This is a genomic window from Duganella aceris (assembly GCF_011090165.1).
Taxonomy (GTDB): domain Bacteria; phylum Pseudomonadota; class Gammaproteobacteria; order Burkholderiales; family Burkholderiaceae_D; genus Rugamonas; species Rugamonas aceris.
In genome coordinates this window covers 280,073-304,630 of record NZ_JAADJT010000004.1, presented here as the reverse complement: position 1 = coordinate 304,630, position 24,558 = coordinate 280,073, and the positions used below count along the sequence as shown (strand labels likewise).

22 protein-coding genes are annotated in these 24,558 nt (G+C 66.1%); 15 read left to right on the top strand and 7 right to left on the bottom strand.

Features of this window, described 5'->3' with window-relative positions; translation table 11 throughout:
• The first annotated feature begins 8 nt into the window (after positions 1–8).
• The 9 genes from gmd to GW587_RS10905 are packed head-to-tail and all read left to right on the top strand — an operon-like array spanning position 9 to position 9,886.
• On the top strand, positions 9–1,157 hold the full coding sequence (gene gmd, locus GW587_RS10945) for a GDP-mannose 4,6-dehydratase (protein WP_166102302.1): 1,149 nt from the start codon (positions 9–11) through the stop codon (positions 1,155–1,157).
• A gap of 12 nt (positions 1,158–1,169) precedes the next feature.
• Entirely contained in the window at positions 1,170–2,249 is a 1,080-nt protein-coding gene (locus GW587_RS10940) for a GDP-L-fucose synthase family protein (RefSeq protein ID WP_166102300.1), read from the top strand.
• A 6-nt stretch (positions 2,250–2,255) separates the two neighbouring features.
• Positions 2,256–3,542 (top strand): polysaccharide biosynthesis protein, encoded by a 1,287-nt coding sequence (locus tag GW587_RS10935; protein WP_166102297.1) that lies wholly within the window; start codon positions 2,256–2,258, stop codon positions 3,540–3,542.
• Positions 3,517–4,437 (top strand): glycosyltransferase family 2 protein, encoded by a 921-nt coding sequence (locus tag GW587_RS10930; protein ID WP_166102294.1) that lies wholly within the window; start codon positions 3,517–3,519, stop codon positions 4,435–4,437. Before GW587_RS10935 ends, GW587_RS10930 begins: the two co-directional genes overlap by 26 nt.
• Positions 4,418–5,740, top strand: coding sequence for an O-antigen ligase family protein (locus tag GW587_RS10925; protein ID WP_166102292.1), 1,323 nt, complete (start codon positions 4,418–4,420; stop codon positions 5,738–5,740). Before GW587_RS10930 ends, GW587_RS10925 begins: the two co-directional genes overlap by 20 nt.
• Positions 5,727–7,685: an acyltransferase family protein gene (locus GW587_RS10920; RefSeq protein ID WP_166102289.1), complete on the top strand. Its 1,959-nt coding sequence runs from the start codon at positions 5,727–5,729 to the stop codon at positions 7,683–7,685. The genes GW587_RS10925 and GW587_RS10920 overlap by 14 nt, the downstream gene beginning before the upstream one ends.
• Positions 7,682–8,848, top strand: coding sequence for a glycosyltransferase family 4 protein (locus GW587_RS10915; RefSeq protein WP_166102287.1), 1,167 nt, complete (start codon positions 7,682–7,684; stop codon positions 8,846–8,848). Before GW587_RS10920 ends, GW587_RS10915 begins: the two co-directional genes overlap by 4 nt.
• Complete coding sequence (locus GW587_RS10910) at positions 8,841–9,602, top strand: WecB/TagA/CpsF family glycosyltransferase (protein WP_166102284.1); 762 nt, start codon at positions 8,841–8,843, stop codon at positions 9,600–9,602. The genes GW587_RS10915 and GW587_RS10910 overlap by 8 nt, the downstream gene beginning before the upstream one ends.
• Positions 9,599–9,886, top strand: coding sequence for a hypothetical protein (locus tag GW587_RS10905; RefSeq protein ID WP_166102281.1), 288 nt, complete (start codon positions 9,599–9,601; stop codon positions 9,884–9,886). Before GW587_RS10910 ends, GW587_RS10905 begins: the two co-directional genes overlap by 4 nt.
• On the opposite strand, the gene GW587_RS30980 is transcribed toward GW587_RS10905, so the two are convergent.
• Together GW587_RS30980 and GW587_RS10895 are read right to left on the bottom strand one after the other, a co-directional pair.
• Positions 9,887–12,406 (bottom strand): hypothetical protein, encoded by a 2,520-nt coding sequence (locus GW587_RS30980; protein WP_207393430.1) that lies wholly within the window; start codon positions 12,404–12,406, stop codon positions 9,887–9,889.
• 439 nt (positions 12,407–12,845) lie between these two features.
• Positions 12,846–13,583, bottom strand: coding sequence for a polysaccharide deacetylase family protein (locus GW587_RS10895; protein WP_166102279.1), 738 nt, complete (start codon positions 13,581–13,583; stop codon positions 12,846–12,848).
• 325 nt (positions 13,584–13,908) lie between these two features.
• Here GW587_RS10895 and GW587_RS10890 point away from each other — a divergent pair, with 325 nt between their 5' ends.
• From GW587_RS10890 to GW587_RS10880, 3 genes are read left to right on the top strand one after another with little or no spacing between them, the layout of a single operon-like run.
• Positions 13,909–14,691 carry a Crp/Fnr family transcriptional regulator gene (locus tag GW587_RS10890; RefSeq protein ID WP_166102276.1) on the top strand — a complete coding sequence of 261 codons (783 nt, stop codon included), beginning with the start codon at positions 13,909–13,911 and terminating at the stop codon, positions 14,689–14,691.
• A 9-nt stretch (positions 14,692–14,700) separates the two neighbouring features.
• Complete coding sequence (locus tag GW587_RS10885; protein WP_166102274.1) at positions 14,701–15,114, top strand: hypothetical protein; 414 nt, start codon at positions 14,701–14,703, stop codon at positions 15,112–15,114.
• Positions 15,108–16,055 carry a sensor domain-containing diguanylate cyclase gene (locus tag GW587_RS10880; protein WP_166102272.1) on the top strand — a complete coding sequence of 316 codons (948 nt, stop codon included), beginning with the start codon at positions 15,108–15,110 and terminating at the stop codon, positions 16,053–16,055. The genes GW587_RS10885 and GW587_RS10880 overlap by 7 nt, the downstream gene beginning before the upstream one ends.
• A gap of 13 nt (positions 16,056–16,068) precedes the next feature.
• On the opposite strand, the gene GW587_RS10875 is transcribed toward GW587_RS10880, so the two are convergent.
• Positions 16,069–18,174 (bottom strand): PAS domain-containing sensor histidine kinase, encoded by a 2,106-nt coding sequence (locus GW587_RS10875; RefSeq protein WP_166102256.1) that lies wholly within the window; start codon positions 18,172–18,174, stop codon positions 16,069–16,071.
• A 236-nt stretch (positions 18,175–18,410) separates the two neighbouring features.
• On the opposite strand from GW587_RS10875, the gene GW587_RS10870 reads away from it, so the two are divergent.
• A complete protein-coding gene (locus tag GW587_RS10870) occupies positions 18,411–19,778 on the top strand; it encodes a UDP-glucose dehydrogenase family protein (RefSeq protein WP_166102254.1) in 1,368 nt (455 codons plus the stop codon).
• A gap of 23 nt (positions 19,779–19,801) precedes the next feature.
• Here GW587_RS10870 and GW587_RS10865 read toward each other — a convergent pair whose 3' ends face one another.
• Positions 19,802–20,248 carry a TadE/TadG family type IV pilus assembly protein gene (locus GW587_RS10865; protein WP_166102251.1) on the bottom strand — a complete coding sequence of 149 codons (447 nt, stop codon included), beginning with the start codon at positions 20,246–20,248 and terminating at the stop codon, positions 19,802–19,804.
• A gap of 172 nt (positions 20,249–20,420) precedes the next feature.
• Here GW587_RS10865 and GW587_RS10860 point away from each other — a divergent pair, with 172 nt between their 5' ends.
• A complete protein-coding gene (locus tag GW587_RS10860) occupies positions 20,421–21,866 on the top strand; it encodes an NAD-dependent succinate-semialdehyde dehydrogenase (protein ID WP_166102248.1) in 1,446 nt (481 codons plus the stop codon).
• Between the two features lie 71 nt (positions 21,867–21,937).
• Here GW587_RS10860 and GW587_RS10855 read toward each other — a convergent pair whose 3' ends face one another.
• The gene (locus tag GW587_RS10855) at positions 21,938–22,756 is read right to left on the bottom strand and encodes a dienelactone hydrolase family protein (protein ID WP_166102246.1); all 819 of its coding nucleotides are present in this window, start codon (positions 22,754–22,756) and stop codon (positions 21,938–21,940) included.
• Positions 22,757–22,998: 242 nt separating this feature from the next.
• Here GW587_RS10855 and GW587_RS10850 point away from each other — a divergent pair, with 242 nt between their 5' ends.
• Positions 22,999–23,604 (top strand): PEP-CTERM sorting domain-containing protein, encoded by a 606-nt coding sequence (locus GW587_RS10850; RefSeq protein ID WP_207393429.1) that lies wholly within the window; start codon positions 22,999–23,001, stop codon positions 23,602–23,604.
• Between the two features lie 332 nt (positions 23,605–23,936).
• Here GW587_RS10850 and GW587_RS10845 read toward each other — a convergent pair whose 3' ends face one another.
• Together GW587_RS10845 and GW587_RS10840 are read right to left on the bottom strand one after the other, a co-directional pair.
• Entirely contained in the window at positions 23,937–24,185 is a 249-nt protein-coding gene (locus tag GW587_RS10845; RefSeq protein ID WP_166102243.1) for a hypothetical protein, read from the bottom strand.
• Between the two features lie 70 nt (positions 24,186–24,255).
• Positions 24,256–24,402 carry a hypothetical protein gene (locus GW587_RS10840; RefSeq protein ID WP_166102240.1) on the bottom strand — a complete coding sequence of 49 codons (147 nt, stop codon included), beginning with the start codon at positions 24,400–24,402 and terminating at the stop codon, positions 24,256–24,258.
• Between the last annotated feature and the right edge of the window lie 156 nt (positions 24,403–24,558).

Sequence of the window (24,558 nt, the reverse complement as noted above, 5' to 3'; positions counted from 1 at the left end):
CAACCGATATGAACGACAAGCTCGCGACGCCGTCCCTGCTCGCCCCGAAGGTGGCGCTGATCACCGGCATCACCGGCCAGGACGGATCCTACCTGGCCGAACTGCTGCTCGACAAAGGCTATGTGGTGCATGGCCTGGTGCGGCGCAGTTCCTCGCCCAACACCGGCCGCATCGCCCACCTGCTGCAGCCCGACGGCGCCGCGCCGCCGCGCCTGTTCCTGCACGAGGGCGACATGAGCGACGGCGTTTCGCTGATGCGGGTGATGGCGACGGTGCGGCCCGACGAGCTGTACAACCTGGCGGCGCAAAGCTATGTCGCCACCTCGTTCGACGCGCCGGACTACACCGCCGAGACCGACGCGCTCGGGCCGCTGCGGCTGCTGGAGGCGATCCGCACGCTGGGGCTGGCGCAGCGTACCCGCTTCTACCAGGCCTCGACCTCGGAGCTGTACGGCGACGCGCTGGAATCGCCGCAGTCGGAGCGCACTCCTTTCGCGCCGCGCAGTCCGTACGCGGCGGCCAAGCTGTACGCCTACTGGATCACGGTCAACTACCGCGAAGCCTACGGCATCTACGCCTGCAACGGCATCCTGTTCAACCACGAATCGCCGCGGCGCGGCGCCGAATTCGTCACCCGCAAGATCACGCTGGCGCTGTCGCGCATCGCCTGCGGCCGGCAAGGCACGCTACAGCTGGGCAACCTCGATTCGCTGCGCGACTGGGGCCACGCCCGCGACTACGTGGCGATGCAGTGGCTGATGCTGCAACAGCGCCAGCCGCGCGATTTCGTCATCGCCACCGGCGTGCAGTACACGGTGCGCCAGTTCGTCGACTGCGCCGCCGCCGAACTGGGGCTGACGCTGGCGTGGGACGGCGGCGGCGTGCAGGAGCGCGCCACCATCGCCGCGATCGCCCCGACCTCGGTCGCGGCCGCCCACTGCCGCCTCGGCCAGCTGGTGGTGCGGGTCGATCCGGCCATGTTCCGGCCGACCGAAGTGAATGCGCTGCTGGGTGATTCCGGCGACGCGATGCAGCGCCTGGGCTGGGCGCCGCAATGCACCTTCTCCGAACTGGTCGGCGAAATGGTGCGGTCCGACCTGGCGCAGGTGCGCGCCGAACCGGCGCCGGCCCGCGCCGCCATTCATCACCCCGTCTAAGGAGCAAGCGCCATGATCACTCAATTAAACCAACGCATATTCGTCGCCGGCCACACCGGCCTGGTCGGCTCGGCCATCGTGCGCGCGCTGCGGCGCCAGGGCTACAACAATCTGCTGACGGTGCCGCATTCCCACCTCGACCTGACCGACCAGGCGCAGGTGCGCCAGTTGTTCCAGCGCGAGCAGATCGACGCCGTCTACCTGGCGGCGGCGACGGTGGGTGGGATCCACGCCAACAACAGCTATCCGGCCGAATTCATCTACTCCAACATGGCGATCGAGACCAATGTGATCCACGAGGCCTGGCGCCACGGCACCCAACGGCTGCTGTTCCTCGGCTCCTCGTGCATCTATCCGCGGCTGGCGCCGCAGCCGATTCCGGAGACGGCGCTGATGCACGGCGCGCTGGAACCGACCAACGAACCGTACGCGATCGCCAAGATCGCCGGCATCAAGCTGTGCGAAAGCTACAACCGCCAGTACGGCACGCGCTACCGCAGCGTGATGCCGACCAATCTGTACGGCCCGTGCGACAGCTACCACAACGAGAACGGCCACGTGATCCCGGCGCTGATGCGGCGCCTGCACGAGTCCAAGCTGGCCGGCGCCAACGAGGTCGCGGTGTGGGGCACCGGCGAGGCGCGCCGCGAGTTCCTGTATGTCGACGACCTGGCCGACGCCTGCCTGTTCGTCATGAACCTGAGCGAGGACCGCTACCGTGGCGCCACGCTGCCGATGGTCTCGCACATCAACGTCGGCAGCGGCATGGAGGTCAGCATCGCCCGCCTGGCGCAGCTGCTGGCGCAGACGGTCGGCTACGGCGGCGAGCTGGTGTTCGACGCCAGCAAGCCGGACGGCACGCCGCGCAAGCTGCTCGACGTCGGCATCCTGAACGCGCTGGGCTGGCGCGCCGAGGTGGCGCTGGAGCGCGGCCTGCGCGAAACCTACCACAGTTTCCTGCGCGCCGAGCAGGCCGGCACGCGCCAGCAGCTGGCGCGCGCGCTCGACCAGCAATCGCGGCGCCGGCGCGAAATGTACCTGCCGCCGGTGGCGCTGGAGCACGCCTATGCCGACATGCGTTCGCCGTACTGAGCGCGCATGCGTGTGCCGACCATGACCGACGCCGCCCCGCGCGCGCGCGCGCTCGCGGCGCTCGGCCGGCCGTTGCTGCTGAGCCTGGGCAACCAGATGCTGAGCAGCGGCGGCAATTTCCTGGTGGGGCTGTACCTGGCGCGCAACCTGCCGCTGGAGCAGTTCGGCCTGTTCGGCATCTGCTACGGCATCTGCATGCTGTACATCGGCGTCGGCAACGCGGTGCTGCTGACCCAGATGACGGTCGGCATGGCCGACCAGCCGGCGGCGGCGCGCGCCGCCTACGCCGGCAGCATGCTGGCCGGAGTGATGGCGCTGGGCCTGGCGCTGGTGCCGCCGGCGCTGGCGGCGGCGCTGTGGCTGTGGTGGCTGGATTCGCCCTACCTGTCGCTGGTGGCGCCGGTGACGCTGACGGCGGCGCTGCTGCTGTGCGCCGAGTTCTTCATCAGCTACGCCTACGTGCGCCACGAGGAACGCGCCGCGCTGCTGGTCAACGGCGCGGCGATGGCGACGCTGGCCGGCGGGCTGCTGGCGCTGCACCTGAGCGGCTACACGCCGACCGCGGCCGGGGTGTTGCTGCTGTACGCCGCCGGCGCCGCGCTCGGCTCGCTGCTGGCCGGCGCCGGCGCGCCGCTGGTGCTGCGCCAGCGGCCGCGCGCGCTGGCCGGCGAGTGGCGCGCCGCCTGGCGCCACGGCCGCTGGGCGCTGGGCGGGGTGGCGATCAGCTGGATCCAGGCGCAGAGCGCGACCTACACGCTGGCGGCGATGCTGGGGCCGGCCGGCGCCGGACTGGCCAACCTGAGCCGGCTGTTCATCTCGCCGTTCACGTTCCTGCTGCCGGCGATCAACAAGATCGTGATCCCGCGCCTGGTGTCGCTGCGGCGCAGCGATCCGCGCCGCATGCGGCGGCTGTCGACGCTGATCACCGCCGCGCTGGTGCTGCTGGCGGCGCTGTACGCGCTGGTGCTGCTGTCCTGCCTGGGCTGGCTGGTGCCGCTGGTGCTGGGCTACACCCTGCCGGCGCTGCCGGCGCTGGTGGCGGTGTGGTGCGTGGTGCTGCTGTTCCAGGTCGGACGCAGCGGCGGCGCGCTGCTGCTGCAGATGCAGCTGAAGTTCAAGCAGCTGACGCTGATCACCGTGCCCAGCGCCGCGCTGGCGGTGGCGGCGGCGGTGCTGCTGATGCGGCAGTATCAGGAAGCCGGCGCCATCGCCGGCGTGCTGGCGGGCGAAATGCTGCTCGCCCTACTTGTGTGGAAGGAGATCGGCCATGGCGCCCGCGCTGAACACCGTTGACATCTGCATCGCCACCTTCCGCCGCCCGGCCATGCTGGCCGCGCTGCTGGACGCGCTGGCGCGCCAGGAAAGGCGCGGCGCGACGCTGCGCGTAATCATCATCGACAACGACCTGGCCGGCACCGCCCGCCCCACGGCCGAGGAATTCGCCGCCGACAGCGGACTGCCGGTGCTGTACCAGATCGAGCCGCGACAAAACATCGCGCTGGCGCGCAACCGCGCGCTGCAGCTGTGCGAGGCCGACGCCATCGTCTTCATCGACGACGACGAGACGCCGTGCCGGGGCTGGCTGGCGGCGCTGCTGGACTGCGCCGAGCGCACCGGCGCCGACCTGGTGTTCGGCCCGGTCGACAGCATCCTGCCGGCCGACGCGCCGGCCTGGGCGCACGCCTGCTTCAGCAAGCCAAGCCGCGCCACCGACGCCGAGATGCCGTACGGCGGCGCCGGCAACGTGCTGCTGCGGCGCAGCGTGCTGGCGCTGCATCCGCAGTGGTTCGATCCCAGCTTCGGGCTGACCGGCGGCGAGGACACCGACTGGTTCTACCGACTGCATCTGGCCGGCAAGCGCCTGGTGTGGTGCAACGAGGCGGCCGCCAGCGAACCGGTGCCGGAGGCGCGGCTGCAGGTGCGCTGGGCGCGGCGGCGCGCCTTCCGTGGCGGGCAGACCTACTACCGGGTGGTGGTGCGGCGCTACACGCGCGGCGCCGGCCTGCTGTGGTTCGCCGGCAAATCGCTGCAGCTGCTGCTCGGGCTGGCGGTGGCGCCGGCGCTGCGGCTGGCCAGCTATCCGGCCTTCGTCGGCCTGACGCTGCGCTTGGCCGGCGCCGCCGGCCAGCTGTCGCGCAGCCTGGTCTCCCGCGACTACGAGGAATACCATGCACGCCGTCTTCCGTAGCCAGCGCGGCCACCCGGACGCCTGGCGCGCCTGGCCGCTGCTGATCCTGATGGCCAGCTCGGGGATGCCGATCAGCTACACGCTGCAGCCGACCCGGGTGATGGCGCTGTCCGACGCGGCCGAGATGACGGCGGCGGCGGCGTCCAGCGCCAGTACCCTGAACTCGGTCGGCAACATGCTGTTGCTGGGCGGGCTGTACGGCTGGTCGGCGGCCATGCTGCTGAGCCGGCCGCGCAGCGTGACGGCGGTGCTGGGGCGCAGCTGGCCGCTGCTGCTGCTGATGGCGATGCTGCTGGCCAGCGCGCTGTGGACCTATCTGCCGGAAAAGGTGATGATGAACGTGGTGCACAACAACGGCGTGCTGCTGGTGGCGCTGGCGTCGGCGCTGTACTACCGCCACCAGCCGGCCAGCCTGCCGCGCGAAATGGGGCTGGTGCTGGGCGCCAACATGGGGCTGCACGTGGCGGCGGTGCTGCTGCTGCCCGGCTACGCCATCGACTGGCAGGGCCGCTGGCAGGGTCTGACGGTGCACCCGAACACGCTGGGCGCGCTGGGCTTCACCGCCTTCTGGGCCAACGCGGCGGCGCTGGCGGCCGGTCCGCGCCCGCCGTACGCGCGCTGGCACTGGATCGGCTGCGGCCTGGCGCTGGCCGCCGTGTTCGGCGCCGACAGCGTCACCTCCAAGGTCTGCTCGCTGGTGACGCTGCTGCTACTGCTCGGCCTGCGCTTCCTGCGCCGCCACGGCGCCAGCCGCCACACCTACCTGGCCGTGCTGGCCGGCAGCGTGATGGCCTTCCTGCTGTTCAAGCTGCTCTCCAGCGCGATCGACCTCAGCTGGCTGTACGACCTGCTCGGCCGCGACAGCCAGCTGACCGGGCGCGATTCGGTGTGGCGCGACGCCTACCAGGCGATCCGCGCCCGGCCGCTGCTGGGCTGGGGCTTCGACGACCACGCCTACCTGATCGCCTCGGCCGGCATGCCGTATTCCAGCTATCACAACGGCGTGCTCGACCTGGCGGTCAACGGCGGCGTGGTCGCGGTGCTGCTGCTGGGGGTGCTGATGCTGACCTGGGCGCTGCGCCACCTGCAGCGCTCGCTGCTGGCGCCGCGCGTGGCCGGCTTCTCGGTGCCCTTCGTGCTGGCCTACATGATGCACAACATGACCGAGGCGTCCTACGTGTCGCCGCGCGGCCAGATGTGGGTGATCTTCCTGGCGCTGCTGTTCCTCGGCGCCTGCCGCACCCCGCCGCGCGGCGCGGTGCCGGCGCCGCTGATGCGCGAGGCTTTCCATGCGCCAGCCTGACTTCGGCCGCCACCGCGCCGACATCGACGGCCTGCGCGCGCTGGCGGTGCTGGCGGTGATCGGCTTCCACCTGTCGCCGCGCTGGCTGCAGGGCGGCTTCGCCGGCGTCGACACCTTCTTCGTCATCTCCGGCTTCCTGATCACCCAGCTGATCACGCGCGCGCTGGACCGCGGCGAATTCAGGCTGGCCGGGTTCTACCACCAGCGCATCAAGCGCCTGCTGCCGGCCTACCTGCTGGTGGCGGCCTGCACGCTGGCGGTGGCCAGCTGGTTGCTGATCCCGGACGATTACGTGTTCTACACCACCTCGCTGGCGGCGTCGTGGGGCTTCGTCTCGAATGTGTTTTTCTCGATGCTGAGCTGGGGTTACTTCGGCCAGCGCACCGAGGAGTTTCCGCTGCTGCACACCTGGTCGCTGTCGGTCGAGGAGCAATTCTATTTCTGCTATCCGCTGCTGCTGATGCTGGTCTACCGCCACTGGCGGCGCCACCTGGATCTGGTGCTGGTGCTGCTCGGCGTGGCGACGCTGGCGCTGTCCGAGTGGCAGACCGGCAAGGTCGGCAGCTACTTCCTGCTGCCCTACCGCGCCCACGAGCTGGTGCTGGGCGCGCTGACCGCGCGGCTGTTGCGGCGCCGTCCGCCGCTGGCCGAGCTGGCCGCGCCGGCGGCGTTCGCCGGGCTGGCGCTGACCGTGGGCTCGATGCTGCTGCTGCAGCGCGAACATCCCTACCCCGGCCTCAATTCGCTGTACCCGTGCGCCGGCGCGGCGCTGCTGCTGTACGGCGGCGCGCGCGTCAACCCGGTGTCGGCGCTGCTGGGCTGGCGGCCGCTGGCCGGCATCGGTCTGATGTCGTATTCGCTGTATCTGTGGCACTGGCCGCTGCTGTCCTTCCTGCGCTACCGCCGCATCCCGCTCGACGCCGGCGTCGGCGCGGCGGCGCTGGCCGCGATCTTCGCCGTGTCGTGGCTGTCGTGGCGCTACGTCGAGACGCCGCTGCGGCGGCGCCGCGAACCGCTGCGCGCCAGCGCGCTGCGCTACTACGTGGCGCCGGCCTCGTTCTTCCTCGCGGTCGGGCTGTATTCGTACGCCACCGACGGCGCGCCGCGGCGCTTCTCGCCGGACGCGCGCGAGCTGCTGGCCAGCTATTCCTACGAGCGCGACCTCGGCGGCGCCTGCGCGCTGCGCGCCGGCGAATACGTCGGCGTCACCCCGGCCTACCTGCGCGGCCGCTGCGCCTTCGGCAGCGACGGCGACGCCCGGCCCGAGGTGCTGCTGTTCGGCGACTCGCACGCCCAGCACTTCAAGCCCTTCGTCGATCAGCTGGCGCGCCAGGCCGGGCTGCGCGCGGTGTTCCACGTCGAAGGCAGCTGCGAACCGATCGACCTGGCCGAGCCGGGCCAGGCGCCGACCTCGTGCCAGCGCCGCAACGCCGACCTGCTGGCGGTGGCCGGCCAGTACCGCTACGTGATGGTGTCCGGGCGCTGGACCTACAAGGGCGACGAGGCGCTGTTCGCGCGCCGGCTGCGGCGCACGGCGCAGGCGGTCGAGGCGGCCGGCGCGACGCTGGTGGTGTTCAAGGACAATCCGTCGACCCACACCGACCTGTCGCGCTGCATCCTGTTCAAGCGCCGCGGCTGGGTCGGGCCCGAGCGCGACTGCGATTTCCCCTGGGCCGAGGTGCTGGACGCGCAGGGCTCGATGGACCGCACCATCGACGCGCTGCAGGCCGCCATGCCGCAGGTGCGCGTGGTCGATTCGAAACGCATCCTGTGCGACGCGCGGCGCTGCCTGACCTCGATCGGCAACACCGCGCTGTACAAGGACGACAACCATCTGAACACGCAAGCGTCGCGGCTGCTGGGGCAGCGCTACCTGGCGGCGGCCGGCAACCCGCTGCTGCCGCTGCGCCTGAGCATGAACACCCACAAGGAGCCGGCGCCATGAAAGTCCTGATCGTGCACAACCGCTACCAGCTGCGCGGCGGCGAGGACGTGGTGGCCGAGGCCGAGACCGCGCTGCTGCGCGCCAACGGGGTCGAGGTCAGCGTCTACCAGCGCAGCAACGACGAGCTGCGGCGCATGCCGGCGGCGCTGGCGGCGCTGTCGACGGTGTGGTCGCAGCGCGCCGCGCGCGAGATCGGCGCGCTGTGCGACCGCGAGCGGCCGGACCTGATCCACTTCCACAACACCTTCCCGCTGGTGTCGGCGGCGCCGTACTGGACGGCGGCGGCGCGCCACATCCCGGTGGTGCAGACGCTGCACAACTTCCGCCTGCTGTGCCCGCAGGCGATGCTGCTGCGCGACGGCGCGCCGTGCCACGACTGCGTCGGCCGGCTGCCATGGCGCGCGGTGACGCGGCGCTGCTACCACGGCTCGGCGGCGCAGTCCGGCGTCGCCGCCGCCGCGCTGGTGGCGCACCGCGTCATCGGCAGCTACCGGCGCCGGGTGCAGGCCTACATCGCGCTGAGCTGCTTCAGCCGGGCCCAGTACATCCTGGGCGGGCTGCCGGAGCAGCGCATCCACGTCAAGCCGAATTTCGTCGCCGACAGCGGCGAGGCGGCGCCGCTGAAGCGCAGCGGCGGCCTGTTCGTCGGCCGGCTGTCGGCGGAAAAAGGCGTGGCCGCGCTGATCGACGCCGCCGCCCTGCTCGGCGAGCGCGCCGGCGCGCTGCGGGTGGTCGGCGACGGGCCGCTGGCGGCGTCGGTGCGGACCACCTTCGGCGACGGCTACCTGGGACCGCGCAGCCCGGCCCAGGTCGGCGCGCTGATGCGCGCCAGCAGCTTCCTGGTGGCGCCCAGCACCTGCCTGGAAACCTTCGGCCTGGTGGCGATCGAATCGTTCGCGGCCGGACTGCCGGTGATCGCCAGCGGCCACGGCGGGCTCGGCGAGCTGATCGAGGACGGCGTCACCGGCCTGCATGTGCGGCCCGGCGACGCCGCCGACCTGGCGCGCAAGATCGCCTGGGCGCGCGGCCACCCGGAGGCGATGGCGGCGATGGGCCGCGCCGCCCGCGCCCGCTACCTGGCGCTGTACACGCCGCAGCGCAACTTCAAACTGTTGCATTCAATTTATCAACATGTGTTGTCATCGGGAGACCATCATGCGTAGCCGCCAGCTTGTCTTGTCCTCACATATCGACCGCCTGACCTGGGAGGCGGCGCTGGAACGCCTGCTGGACTGGGGGCGGCGCCACGACAGCCGCTACATCTGTCTGTGCAATGTGCATTCGGCGGTGACCGCCGCCGCCGATCCGCTGTTCGAGAGCATCGTCAACAACGCCGACATCGCGGCGCCGGACGGCGCGCCGGTGGCGTGGGCGGTGCGCCACTTCACCGGCGCGGCGCAGGAGCGGATCAACGGCCCGGACCTGATGTGGCGCGCGCTGGCGGCGGCCGAACAGGTGGGCTTGTCGGTGTATTTCTACGGCGGTTCGCCGGCCACGCTGGCCGCGCTGGAGGCGGCGGCGCTGCGCCGCTTTCCGCGGCTGCGGCTGGCCGGCGCGCTGTCGCCGCCGTTCCGCCCGCTGACCCCGGAGGAGGACAACGAGCACACCGCGCGCATCAACGGCAGCGGCGCCGGCCTGGTGTTCGTCGGACTCGGCTGTCCGAAGCAGGAGCGCTGGATGGCGGCCCATTGCGGCCGCGTCGCCGCGCCGCTGATCGGGGTCGGCGCCGCCTTCGATTACCACGCCGGCACGCTGAAACGGGCGCCGCTGTGGTGGCAGCAACATGGTCTGGAATGGTTGTATCGGCTGGGCAAGGAGCCGCGCCGGCTGGCGGGCCGCTATCTGGTCGGCAACAGCCTGTTCGTGCTGCGCCTGCTGCGCCAGATGGCCGCCGGGCGGCTGGCGGCGCCGAAATGAGCCCGCCGCCCGAACCGGAACACGAGCCGGAATACGACCCGAACCGGCTGCTCGACGCGCTGCTGGAGAAAATGCGGCTGAAGAACGATGCCGCGCTGTCGCGCGCGCTGGCGGTGGAGGCGCCCACAATCAGCAAGATCCGCCATAAGCGGATCCGGGTGGGTGCGGCGATGTTGCTGAGGATGCACGAAGTGAGCGCCCTCAGCATCGGGGAACTGCGCGCCCTGATGGGCGACCGGCGTACGCGGGTGCGGATGCCGGGCGACCATGGGCGCGAGCGTTAGTTAGCTGGAACGCAGCGGGTGTGGATAGGTGTACGGCTTGTAGCCTGGTTTCGCGCTGAGGAAGTAATCGCGGTTCAGGCCGATCGACGACGGGCATTCGTTGTCGATACCGTTGGTGGTGTAGCCGTTCTGCGCGTTGCTCGAGTTGTTCCAGATGTACAGCGAACGGATCTGGTCCTGGCCGGCGTACGCGCCGCAGCTGAAGCCTTCGGTCATCAGCTCGATGGTGCGGCTGATGGTCGGGGTCGACGTATTGTTGAAGATCACGCCATCGCCGCCGCGGATACCGATCGCGGAGCGTTGCAGGCCGCCGCTGATATTCGTCGAGTAGTCGTTGTTGTAGATCTCATAGCTGCGCGAACCACGCGGCGAGGACGATACGCCGTGGGCGTCGGTCATCGCATAGTCCTTGGCGGCGTCGGTGCCGACCACCTTGTTGTAGCGGAAGACATAGACCGAACCGTTGTTCGACGCGATGTTGTGGCGGTTGCCCGAGAACGAGTTGTTTTCCACATAGACCGCGTTGGCCGAGCCCAGGTCCAGCGCAGGCCATGCGCCGCCGCCGTACACCACCACGCCATAACCCAGGTTCTTCAGGTCGGCGCTGTAGTTGTCGATGAAGTCATTGTTATAAATGACGCCACGCTGGTTCGCCGCATCGCCGACATAGATGGCGCTGAAGACGAATTTCTTGAACGACGAGTCGAAGACGCGGAAGTCGCGGCAGCCGTTCAGCAGGCCCAGACCCTTGTCCTGGATCGAACCGTTGCCGTTGCCGATCATGGTGATGCCTGACAGCGCGGCGGCGGCGCCGTTGCTGCAGTCGATCGCGATCAGGTAGCTGGTGTTCGGCACCGAGCCGACGCGGCGGATGACGGTCTTGTCCTTGCCCGCGCCTTTCAGGTGCAGGCCGGCCTGCAGGTTCAGCTGCTGGCTGCCCCAGTTGCAATCACCGGCAGGGATCGCCACCGTCATGCCCTTGCTGGCGGTGTTGATGGCGGCGCTGACGTCGGCGAAGTTGCAGCTCTTCGCGGTACGGTCGGCCACGACCGGCGGATTGGTCGGCGTGGTCGGCGGCACCGGCGTGGTCGGCGGCGTGGTCGGTGGCGTGGTCGGCGTGCCGGCGCTGCAGGTGTACGGGCTCCAGAAGTAGGTGCTGATGGTCGGATCCCAACCCGGATTGGCGTGCGTCGCCTTGTAGAACTTGCCGTTGTCGGCGTAGCGGACGATCGCGGCTTCGGCGTAGTTGCGGCCCCAGACCCAGTTCGGGTAGTCGCAGACCGGCGCGGTCGGCGTGGTCGGCGTGGTGCCCGGACCAGGGCTGGCGGTGGCCAGCGCCGGGTGCGGATAGGCGTAGGCGGTGTAGCCAGGCTTGGCGCTCAGGAAGTAGTCGCGGTTCTGCGCCACCGAGGCCGGGCAGTTGTTGGCGATGCCGCCGGCGGCGTAGCTGGTGTTGCCGATGCTGTTGCCCCAGATATACAGCGAACGGATCTGGTCCGCGCCTGGATATTTACCGCAGCTGAAGCCCGAGGTGTCGAGCTCGACGCCGCGGCTGATGGTGGCTGGAACGGTGTTGTTGTAGATCACGCCGTCGCCGCCGTCGACACCGATCGCGGTGCGCGCCAGCCCGCTGACGCCCGAGGTCTGGTAGGTGTTGCTATAGATTTCATAGCTGCGGGTGCCGTGCGTGGCGCTGCTCAGGCCCTGGACGTCGGTCATGTAGAAGTCTTTCGTCGCGTCGGTCGCCGTCACGGTATTGTGGCGGAACACATAGCTTGCGCCATTTGTGGACGAAATGCTTTGACGATTGCCCGAAAAACTATTGTCTTCGACATACACGGCGTTGACGCTGCCCAGGCTCAGCGCGTTCCACGCGCCGCCGCCCGAGACCAGCACGCCGAAGCCGAGGTCTTTCAGCGCGGCGCTGTAGTTATTGGTGAAGCGGTTCTTGGCGATCACGCCGCGCTGGTTCGGCGCGTCGCCGACATACACCGCCGCATGGACGAAATTCTTGAAGGTGGACCCGGTGACCTTGAAACCGGCGCAACCCTTCAGCAGGCCGAGGCCGGTATCCTGGATGGTGCCGTTGGCATTGCCGACCAGGGTCATGTTGGAGAAATCGGCAACCTTGCCGTTGGAGCAATCATAGGCGACCAGATAGGTCTCGCGGCTGACCGCGCCGACCCGGCTGATCACGGTGGCGTCCTGGCCTGCTCCCTTCAGGTAGACGCCGGCGGGCACGTTCAGCTGCTGGGTGCCCCAGCTGCAGCTGCCGGCCGGAATTTGCACCGTCATGCCGGTGGTGGCTTTTTTCACCGCCGCCTGCACGTCGGCAAAGCCGCAGGTGGCCGCGTTCAATGAGGTACCGCCGCTGACAACGGTCTGCGCCAGCAATTGTGGCGCCTTGGCCGTTTCGATATCGGCAGTGCGATTATCGCCGCCGCAGGCCGCCAGCGAGGCCAACGCGGCCATCGATAAAGCAGGCATCCCGAAGCGGTTCAATAATGACAAATCCATCATGTGAAGTTCCTTGTAGAAATGAATAAATAACCTTGCAGACCTCGTTGGATCTTTTTTTTCTACGGCAATGTTAAGTCAGGTTATTTCATATCCACAAGAGAAACTTTACAGTGTAAAATTTCCATGGAAAAACTACAATACAAATAAAATATCTGAATTCCATGGAGAAATTGTTCTAGATGTTACTTTTTTTGATGCAACAAACCAAATAAAAAATTCCTTTCTCCAATAGCTCCGACGTTTATTTACCTATGAGCGCGTGTCCGCCGAAGCTTTTTCTACATGAATAAATTAATTTAATATAAACAAATTCCAAATGTTCATAGGTATTGAATCGGGGATATTTTTAAGGAGCAAAAAAAAATTTGCGGCGGCGCGCACGATTGGCCGTCAAGGACGGATTTAATTCCTTGAGGAAAAGTTTTAAAGGCTTTGCGGGTCAAGCCGGCGGGAAAAAATGGTCGGCCAATTGGCCGTTGGTGAGACGCCGGGATGGCGGAACGCAGGCCGCCACGCGACGTAAAAAGGCGTCGAGTTCCGACCAGGCGCCAAGCCGGTCGATATCCAAAGTATGTAACCACAGATGGAACACTCCGCCGTCCTGCAGCGCGCCGTCCAGCATCGCATGCAGCCGCGCGCCCCAGCCGTCGTGGCGCAGCGCGCGCCGCAGCGAGGCGCGCCGCTTCAGCCACTGGCCGCCGCGGACGAAGTTGCGCAGGTAGACCGCCCGGCCGTGCGGGTAGAACTGGCAGGTGGTGGCCATCTCGAAGCGGCCCGGTCCCGGTTCCAGGTACAGGTTGCGGGTGGTGCGCGCGTAGCGAAACCCGGCCGCCTCGACCTGGCGCACGTGCACGCCGCCGTAGCGCCCGCCCGGATAGCAAAATCCGGTCACCTGGCGTCCCAGCAGATTCTCCAGCACGCTTTTGCCGCGTTCTATCTGGAAACGCGCCTGGCGCTCGCCGAGCAGGCTGAGAAAACAATGATCGTGGGTGTGCGAGCCGATCTCGAACGCCTGTCCCAATTCACGGATCTGCGGACCGTGCAACACCGGCGGGCCTTCGATATTGGCGATAGGCAAATAAAACGTCGCCTTCAGCTCATACGCCGCCAGCAGTTGCGCCAAACGCAAGTCGGAAGGATGGCCGTCGTCGACGGAACAGCTGAACAAGATCGTCATTTAGATTCCTCCAAGTAATAATTTCATCCGGCGCACCCTCGTGGCGCCCTCTTGTGTCGCTTTTAAGCCGATATTGAAGAAGATATTTGCGCGCAAGTGACCAATATCAGAAAACCATCAACTTAGGAGTTGAAGAAATATTATTTTAGGATCAATCTTAACTTGCGATTCAGCACTCTCCTATTGACATTTACGCGTATCAACATATTCCCTAGAAAAATCTTTCAGGCGTCAGGAGAAATAGCGGGCTGTTCCATGGTCATCTATTTTTCGGCTCTTTGCGATTGCAAAATGCACTGTGCTTGTTCTTTATCAGGAGACGACTATGTTTTACATGCAAGAGCTTCCACTCCGCGCCGGCGGTGTCTTCGACGACGACGCGCTGGATCTGACGGTGCCCGCCGTGGCGGCCCAATCCTCCACGCTGGCCGAGTTATGCACGTTGCTGGACATCACCGCCGAATTGCAAAACCACCAACATTTACGGTTGCGCCACGTGCGTGTCCACCGCGACCAGACCTTGTACCGCGCCGGCCAGCCGTTCAAACAGCTGTATGCGGTCAAGGCCGGGGTGCTGAAAGCCGTGGTGCTCGATGTCAACGGCCGCGAACAGGTGGTCGGTTTTCCGATGAAGGGCTCGCTGGTCGGGGTCGACGGCATCGCCTACGGCCAGCACATGGTGGAGATGGTGGCGCTGTGCGACAGCGAACTGATCGTCATGCCGATGTCCACCATCCGCATGCTGGGGCGTTGCTGTCCCGGCTTCAGCCGCGGCATTTATTATGCGATGTCGGGCGAACTGGCGCGCGAGCTGTCGGTGAACATGCGCCGCGGCTTGTCCACCAAGGCCAGGCTGGGCCGTTTCCTGCTGGACCTGGCGGACCGCTTTGCCGCCATGGGCTATGCGCGCAGCGTGTTCAACCTGCCGATGCCGCGTTCGGACATCGGCAACTACCTGGGCATGGCGCAGGAAACCGTCAGCCGCGCCCTGCTGTCGCTGGAGGAGGACGGCCTGATCAGCTTGAGCCAGCGCACCGTCTGCATCCATGACGCCGAAGCGTTGCTGACGCTCAAGCGCCTGCCGCGCCACCGCGCCCGGCAAACCTGAGGGAGCCCTATGTCGGCCGCGTGGCGCGAATTCAACAAGGCGATGGCGCAGCTGACCGGCCCCGGGCCGCAGCGTCAACGGCTGGCCCTGGCCTGCGGCCCCGCCCTGCTGGGCATGAAGCGCAAGGAAATTCCACGCGAGGCGCGGGCCGATTTCGACGCGCTGATCCAACTGCTGGGCAACGACTGGGAGCGCAACCCCGGCGGCATCGCGCTGCTGGTGGATGGCTTGAGCGATGCCGAGGTGGCGCAGGCGGTGGCCAAGGTATTGACGATCTACGACCGGCTGACCCGCTACCAGCCGACGGCGGCGGTATCCGACGAACGCAGCGGCAGGCCGCCGCAGCGGCCGCGCTGGCGCGCGCCGCCGCCGGCCGACGATGACACTCCCACAACCCCAGGCGAGGAAAAGGTAAGATGCTGATGTCGACCGACCAACCCGCAAGACCCGACGCGCCGCCGGCCGCCGTCATGCCGGGCCTGGCCCAGCAACCGCTGCTGGCCAAGGCGCTGGCGACCACCGGCAGCCCCGCTTTCATCGCCGACTACCGCGGCCAGATCGTCTGGGTCAACCAGGCCTTCGTCGCCCTCAGCGGCTACGCCGAAAGCGAGCTGCTGGGCATGCCCGCGTCGATCCTGCGCGACGGCAAACGCGACCCCGGGCATTACGCCCAGGCCTGGCGCACGGTGCAGCGCGGCCATGAATTGCGCAACGAGGTGGTCGACGCGCACCGCAACGGCACCCCGTACACGGTCGAGGAAATCATCACGCCGCTGTGCGACGAGCATGGGGTCATCACGCATTTCTTCGTGATCCGCCACGACGTCACCCAACGCAGCCAGCGCAGCGAGCACATCCAGCACCTGGCCGATCACGACGAGCTGACCGGACTGCTGAACCGCACCAAATTCCGCCGCGAGCTGAGCGCGGCGATCGTCCAGGCCGGCTTGAACCAGCAATTGCTGGCGACCTTGTTCGTCGATCTCGACCACTTCAAGCCGGTCAACGACACGCTGGGCCACCATGTCGGCGACCTGCTGCTGGAAACGGTCGCCAACCGCCTGCGCGGCGCGGTGCGCAACGGCGACGTGATCGCGCGCTGCGGCGGCGACGAGTTCGCCGTGCTGCTGAAGGAGATGCCGGATGCGCTGATGGCGGTGTCGCTGGCCAACAAGCTGCTGGCGGCGCTGGCCCGGCCCTTCATCCTGCAGCACCACAAGGTCCAGGTCAGCGCCAGCATCGGCGTCGCCATCTACCCGCAGGACGGCGCCGACGCGCGCACCTTGCTGATCAAGGCCGACCGCGCCATGTACGACGTCAAGCACAACGGCGGCAACGGCGTGCGCACCTGCCCGCACTGCTAGCGGCGCCGGCCGGCTAGTCGTCCGGCCCCAGGCCGAACAGCTTGAAGAAGTTGCCCCAGACGCCGGGCGCGCCGCTGGCCGCCGCGCCCGGCGCGCCCGGCCCCGGTATCGTCACCGACAGCCGCACGCCGCGCCCGGGCCGGCTGTGGATCTGGAAGTCGCCGCCGAACGATTCGACCCGCTCCTTCACGCCCATCAGCCCGTAGGAGCGGGTGGCGTCGTTGCGCGGCAGGGCCTGCATGCCACGGCCGTTGTCCTCGACGTCGAGCCGGATCGCGGCCTCGCCGATCCGCAGCCGCACCGTCACCCGGGTCGCCTGGGCATGCCGGCTGACGTTGGTCAGCGATTCCTGCAGCACCCGGAACAGCGCGGTGTCGCGCCGTTCGTCGCGGCCCACGCCGGCGCCGTCGATGGTCAGCCGGCAGCGGATGCCGGAGCTGCGCTCGAATTGCCTGACCTGCCAGTCGAACGCCGCCTCCAGCCCGAGGTCGAGCACCGCCGGCCGCAGATTGTTGATGATGTTGCGCACGCTGCGCACGGTGCGGTCGATGCAGTCCAGCACCGCCGTGGTCCGGTCGTGCAGGCGCGGATGGCCGCCGGCGGTGCGGTTGTGCAGCATCGCCACGTCCAGCCGCAGGGCCAGCAGGTTTTGCCCCAGGTCGTCGTGGATCTCGCGGGCGATGCGCTTGCGCTCGTCCTCCTTGACCATGTCCTGATGCTGGTTGAGTTCGCCGAGCTGCGCATGCAGCTGGCGCAGCAATTGCGCCGCCTTGCGCCGCTCGCTGATATCGGTGTGGATGCCGATCATGCGCGCCGTCGCGCCGTCGTCGTTGCGCGCCACCACCGCGCCCCGGTCCTGCATCCAGATCCAGCGTCCGTCCTTGTGGCGCAAGCGGTGCTCGACGTTGAACACCGGCGTCGCGCCCGCCAGATGGGCTTGCAAGGCGTCGGCGGTATGCGCCCGGTCCTCCGGATGGACCAGCGCCCAGAACGCATCGACGCCCTCGCCGATCTCGTCGGCGTCGTAGCCGAGCATGCGCTTCCAGCGCGCGCTGAGGAACAAGGTGTGGTCCTGGATATTCCAGTCCCACAAGCCATCGCCGGCGCCGTCGATGGCGAATTTCCAGCGGTATTCGCTTTCCTTCAGCTGGTACTGGGTATGCTTGAGCGCGCTGATGTCTTCCAGCGCCATCAGGATCACCGGCGCGCCCGCCTCGTCGACGCCGACGCTGGCGCTCAGCCTCGCCCAGGCCTGCGCCTCGCCGGCGCGCGCCAGCCGCACGTCGCAGCGCTGCGCCTGCTCGCCGGCCAGGGCTTTTTCCTTCAGCAGGCGCACCGCGTCCTGGTCGGCGGGCGCGATATGCTGCGTCAGCATGGAACCGAGCAGATGTTCGTGCGGTACGTCGAGCAAATCGGTCGCGCCCGGATTGGTCTGCAACACCACGCCGTCGGGGCCGATGCTGCAATAGCCCACTGGCGCGCCCTGGTACAAGGCGCGATACAGCGCCCGCATCGCCTCCAGGCGCCGACGCGTCTGCTGCGGATCAGGATCTTCGGTTGGCGCGACCTCCGGCGCGCGCGCCCGCGCCGCGTACCGCCGCACGTTCTCGACATACCGATGCAGGCCGCCGATCGCCAGCACCGCCACCTGGTGGAACAGGCCGGCCAGATCGCCGTCCTGCGCATGGCTGAGTCCGCGCCGCGCGCCAAAGCGGTTGAGCTCCTGGACGGTGGGCGCACAGGCGCGCGCCAGTTGCGCGAAGCCGGTCACCGTCCGCTGGCGGACGAATTGCTCCCTGACCTGGTCCAGCAGCCGCGCGGCCTCGGGCAGGTGTTCGGGAATCAGCCGGAACGCCTTGAGCAAGGCGATCTTGCGCCCGGCCGGCTCCGGCCCGATGTCATACGTCGGCAGCAACAGCGCCAGCATCTTGTCGACGCTGGCCTCGGCCACCAGCGCGGCGGCCAGCACATATTCGCACGGCTCCATGGTGTCGTGGCAGCGCAGCAGGATGAGCAGCGGGTCGTCGGCGTCCTTGTCGTCGCTGCAGCACGGCGCATGAAACAGCGTCGCGCCGGGTTCGCCGAAATAGTAATGGTCCGGGAGATCGCTCAACTTCATCAAGTGCTCCGCCGCTGCGAGTGGGATGTGTTTGCATAATACGTGCCACGGCGCGTGGCGCGGCGGAATTGGCATAAACTAATTAATGAAAAAGTGACAATCATCAGAAGCCGGCGCGACGGCGCGCGTATTCTGTACTACGCCCGCTGCACGCTACAGCCGAGGCGGAAGTTGGCGGTTCCCACCTGCGCCTCGGGTCGCAGCATAGCGGTACGCGGAAAACATATATCGACGAAATGAACATCACCATCATCGGCACCGGCTACGTCGGCCTCGTCACGGGCGCCTGCCTGGCGGAATTGGGCAACCACGTGGTCTGCCTCGACATCGATCAATTCAAAATCAAGCTGCTCAACAGCGGCGCCATTCCGATCCACGAACCGGGACTGGAGGAAGTGGTGGCGCGCAACCGCGACGCCGGCCGGCTGCACTTCTCCACGGACGTGGTCGCCTCGGTCGCGCACGGAGAGCTGCAATTCATCGCCGTCGGCACGCCGCCGAACGAGGACGGCTCGGCCGACCTGCAATACGTGCTGGCGGCCGCGCGCAACATCGGCCGGCACATGGTCGGCTTCAAGGTCATCGTCGACAAATCCACCGTCCCGGTCGGCACGGCGGACCGCGTCAAGGCCTGCGTGCAGGCCGAGCTGGACGCGCGCGGCGAACGCGCCGCCTTCTCGGTGGTCTCGAATCCCGAATTCCTGAAGGAAGGCGCGGCGGTGGAGGACTTCATGCGCCCGGACCGCATCGTCATCGGCTGCGACGCCACGCCGGAGGGCGAACGCGCGCGCAACCTGATGAGGAAGCTGTACTCGCCGTTCAACCGCAACCACGAGCGCACCTTCTGGATGGATGTGCGTTCGGCCGAGTTCACCAAGTACGCCGCCAACGCGATGCTGGCGACGCGCATCTCCTTCATGAACGAGCTGGCCAACCTGGCCGACCAGGTCGGCGCCGACATCGAGGCGGTACGCTACGGCATCGGCTCCGATCCGCGCATCGGCCACAGCTTCCTGTACGCCGGCGCCGGCTACGGCGGTTCCTGCTTCCCGAAGGACGTGCAGGCGCTGGAACGCACCGCGCGCGAGTACGACCAGGAGCTGCTGATCCTGCGCGCGGTGGAACAGGTCAACCACAAGCAAAAGCTGGTGCTGGGACTAAAGATCGCCAAGCGCTTCGGTCACGATCTGCGCGGCAAGCATTTCGCCGTCTGGGGCCTGGCCTTCAAGCCGAACACCGACGACATGCGCGAAGCGCCGGCGCGGGTGCTGATCAAGCAATTGCTCGACGACGGCGCCAGCGTCGCGGTCTACGACCCGGTGGCGATGAAGGAAGCGAGGCGCGTGCTGGCGCTGGACTTAAGCGCCGGCGACATGGCGCGGGTGCGTTTCGCGGTCAGCCCGATGGATGCGCTGACCGACGCCGAGGCGCTGGTGATCGTCACCGAATGGAAAGCCTTCCGCAGCCCGGACTTCGAGCGCATCAAGCTGGCGCTGAAGCAAGCCATCGTCTTCGACGGCCGCAATCTGTTCCGGCCGGACCTGATGGCTGAAGCGGGTTTCGAATACCACGGCATCGGCCGCTCGATTTTGACCCGAGTCTAAAAAGCACGCATTCATTGCACCCTCTATCGACCGAGATATGGGTAATTGACGTCGGCGATCAAGGGCAAGGTCAGTACCGTGTATCCGGGAAAGAAGAAGTCCTGCATCAGGACCTGGACGCCGACCCGGACATTGGCAGGCTTGACGATCCCGCCGCACGTCCTGCCGTCGCACATGACCGAGACGATATACGGCACGCTGCCCGGCGCCAGCTCGGCCAGCTCCGCCGCGACGATCTGCTCGGCGACCGACGCCACCGCCGCCGCGCGCGCCGGGTTGCTCATCTCGGCCAGCGGCGCCTTGGACAGATAGCGCGCGCCATCCTGCGCCGCCTGCTGGATCACCGCATAGTGCCACAGCACCCGGCCCAGGTAGACCGGAAACGCCAGCATCAGCACCAGCAGCGGCAAGACCACCGCCAACTCGACCGCCGCGATGCCGCGCTGACGCCATCTCGCCGCTCGTATCATGACCGCGCTCCCCAACGAAAGTTCCTTTAGGCAATGGTATACGCTCCATCGATGTTTGCAATTGATAAACAGCAACTTGGCGCCCACCATACCGGTTTCGCGAATTTCTGGCACAGTAGCGGTTGCCTGCGGGCTGACACCGCAATATTTCTTAATGACCGGAGATCCCTCAATGACCACCAGCAGCTACCCAGACATCCGCCTCCTCATCGCCAACGAATGGGTCGAGGCCACCGACGGCAAGACCATCCCGGTGCTGAACCCCGCCACCGGCAAGCCGATCGGCAACGTCGCCCACGCCGGCATCGCCGACCTGGATCGCGCCCTGGCGGCCGCCCAGCGCGGCTTCGACGCCTGGCGCAAGGTGCCGGCCTTCGAGCGCGGCGCCATCATGCGCCGCGCCGCCAACCTGCTGCGCGAGCGCGCCGACGACATCGCCCGCCTGCTGACGCTGGAACAAGGCAAGCCGCTGGCCCAGGCCCGCGCCGAAGCGCTGGCGGGCGCCGACATCATCGACTGGTTCGCCGCCGAAGGCATGCGCGTCTACGGCCGCATCGTGCCGTCGCGCAATCCGGCCGCGCAGCAGCTGGTGCTGAAGGAACCGGTCGGTCCGGTGGCCGCCTTCACGCCGTGGAATTTCCCGATCAACCAGGTGGTACGCAAGCTGGCCGCCGCGCTGACCACCGGCTGCTCCTTCCTGTGCAAGGCGCCGGAGGAAACCCCGGCATCGCCGGCCGCGCTGTTCCAGTGCTTCATCGACGCCGGCGTGCCGGCAGGCACCGTCGGCCTGGTGTTCGGCGATCCGCATCAGATCTCCAGCTACCTGATTCCGCATCCGGTGATCCGCAAGGTCACCTTCACCGGTTCAACCCCGGTCGGCAAGCAGCTGGCCGCGCTGGCCGGCGCGCACATGAAACGCGTGACGATGGAACTGGGCGGCCACGCACCGGTGATCGTGGCCGAGGACGCGGACGTCGCGCTGGCGGTCGCGGCCAGCGGCGGCGCCAAGTTCCGCAACGCCGGCCAGGTGTGCATCTCGCCGACCCGCTTCCTGGTCCACAACAGCATCAAGGAAGAATTCACCCGCGCCATGGTGGCGCACGCCGAGTCGCTGAAGATCGGCGACGGCCTGGCCGACGGCACCACGCTGGGGCCGCTGGCGAATCCGCGCCGCGTGGCCGCCATGAGCCAGGTGGTGGAGGATGCGCGCGCCAAGGGCGCCAACGTCGCCACCGGCGGCCAGCGCGTCGGCACCGAGGGCTACTTCTTCGCGCCGACCATTCTGGCCGACGTGCCGCTCGACGCCAGCGTGTTCAACGACGAGCCGTTCGGCCCGATCGCCGCGATTCGCGGTTTCGATACGCTGGACGAAGCGATCGCCGAGGCCAACCGCCTGCCGTTCGGGCTGGCCGGTTACGCCTTCACCCGCTCGATCAAGAACGCGCACCAGCTGATGCACAACGTCGAAGTGGGCATGCTGTGGCTGAACCAGCCGGCCACGCCGAGCGCCGAGATGCCGTTCGGCGGCGTCAAGGACTCCGGCTACGGTTCGGAAGGCGGACCGGAGGCGCTGGAGTCGTACCTGAACACCAAGTCGGTGTCGCTGCTGGGCGTATAAACGCAGCGAAAGCCGGAGCGCTGCCAGGCGCCGCGTGGTGTCGACGGCGGCACTGGCGGCGCTCGAATTTATCAAGGTTGAAGACGATCCTTGAGAAATTGGATGACGTCGTCGCGCACTTTCAACGTCAGCTCCCCCTCCTTGTCGACCAGGCTCTGCGTCAGCACGCTGTGCGGCGAAGGGACGTGCTGGGCCATGAACGGCGACACGTTCCTGTTCGCCACCTCGTCCGGCAACACCACCCCTTCGAAATGCTCGCCCAGCGCCTGCTGATACGCAGCGAACCTGGCTGCGGTGCAAAACGGATCATCGCGGAAGCGCAGGCCGATCACCTTGAGCTTCTCGCGATCAAGCCTGGCGCGCACCTGGGTCAGCTCCTCGGACGAAATTTCGAGTCCGCCGGGATCGTTCAACGGCAACGCCGGCTGTCCAAGCACCGGCGCGATTACTGCCGCATCCAGCATCATCGTCAATGCAAAATTTCCGGTGAAGCACATACCAACCGCCCCCACGCCGACCCCGCCGCACTCCTCGTGCGCGAGCTTCGCCAATGCCCGCAGCCAAGTCGTGACCTTGCTGGACCGGCCCGACTCCAATGCATTGAATTCGGCACTGACGCAAAGACGCTGGAAGACGTCATAGCCTTCCTCCGCCGACACCACCACGCCGTCGCGGCCGAACAGCGAGGGCATGTAGACGCGGAAGCCGGCATCCCGCACCCAGCGGGCAAAGCGGGCGACTTGAGGGCTAATGCCCGGAACCTCCGGCATGACGATGACGGCGGGACCGGTACCCGCCACAAACACGCGTTTGCTGGCGCCTTCAAATTCAAACTGCCGCGTGGAAAAGTCCTCCAAGGGATCGTCAATACTGACATCTCGCGTTTTCATGCGCGCTCCTTTCGGTGATATCAAGGTGAAGAGACGATAAGAACTATAGTCAAGCCTGGAGTGATCGACTAGGCCGGATCGAGCAAGAGACCATTTCGATGCGTAAAACAGTGCGCTTAGAGCGCCGCAAGGCGCGGCTCCTTGATTTCATCGCAGCGCGTGACGGTCATCAAGCTCGACACTGGGTCATCTGTATAAGCTTGAGCTTTCTCAACCGTCTTATATAACTCAAGGGATGAATCATGTTCAAAAAGATGCTCGGCGCCGTTCTTCTCCTGCTTTCATCGCTCGGCCCACCAGCGGCCGCCGAAACATTCCTTTCTGTCCATTACCAGCCCCTAGGCAATGCAGAAGCGAATGATGTTTACTATTTCCTGAGGTTCAGTTCTGCAAATCAGCACTTGATCATGAACACGGGCCAATCGCTCGACGGGGCCTACTGGATCGCGGACGAAGCATACTCCGCATGGTGGAGCGGAGGCTTCTCATCTGGCGACGGAAGTGTATTGGTGCCCGGCGAATACGTAAACACGACCACTGAAACTTCCAATCCACTCGGACCGTATTTAAATCTGACCCACCCAGGCATCAATCTATCAACCGGCCCCACAGGGTCATTTCACATATATGAGTTGACGAGAGCTGAGAACGGCATGATACAGAGTCTTGCCGTCACCTTTAGTCTCCACTCAGTCTATGAGCCCGCGATTTTGACGGGCGCGCTGTGGTACGGTTCGTCGCTACCATACCCAATTTCGACTCCAGTCCCGGAGCCTTCCACTTACGCGATGTTCGGTCTCGGATTGGGATTACTAGGGCTGATGAGGCGCAAGCGCGCAACCTCTTGATCTTCCCTTGTACATTGAGAAGACGAATTCCGCGCCTGCGCATCAGTGCAGTTCTCCGCTTTTGCGCCGGCGCTCGAATTCAGGAAAATAGTCATTGATAGGCTTTGCAAACTTGCTATCCATCTATAACTCCTTCATGACATTCCCAGAACAACCATCAACAAAACAGGGCTAGGCCCCACCCGTGAGCCATGTGGCACTACCGTTGATAGGCGGGGGCTAGCTGAACGCGATGAATCAGCGATCAATTCTTCCAGCATGGCCTTATCCAAAATAAAGGCCAGCTACGACGAGAAATATGATCGCACGGAACTGGACAAATAGACTGCCGTTCAGGCATCATTTTCAAGGTAAAAAGTAAATCCTACACCCGGGCTCAATTGCTTTTTAAAATATGGTAATTTAAATATTTCTTCAACAACCACTATTACTGGATTCTCTTTAGAATTTAACACATTAGAATTTAATTGCAGTTCATTTTGTACCGAATCGATAGCAATTTTTGATGCCTCTTCAAAATCAATTCCTCTCACATATCTCGTCGCATAAAAACCGATGCATTTATTTTCACCGAAAGTCATCCAAAGATTTTCACCATGCAACATAACTCTATATTTGTTCTTAAATAACATTTTTTAATAATAGTCGAATTTAAAATTTTTTGATCGGAGAAAACATGACGACCCGCATCCGGATCAATATATGCCGATTAAAATTCACACCATTATTTGCGTCGGCCAGCACCGGATCATAATAACGCTGCTGCATATACATCAGCGCGGCGTCGGTGTCGTTCACATGTCCCGTGAATCACGCGGCGACTCCAGCCATCATACACATAGCTCGCCTTGCCGGTCGCGCTGCTCATCCGGTTGCCCTGGCCGAACGCGTACGCGGCGGCGCTACGACTGGTCCGGTTGCCTTGAGTGTCGTAGCTCTAAGTCAGCGCGGTGG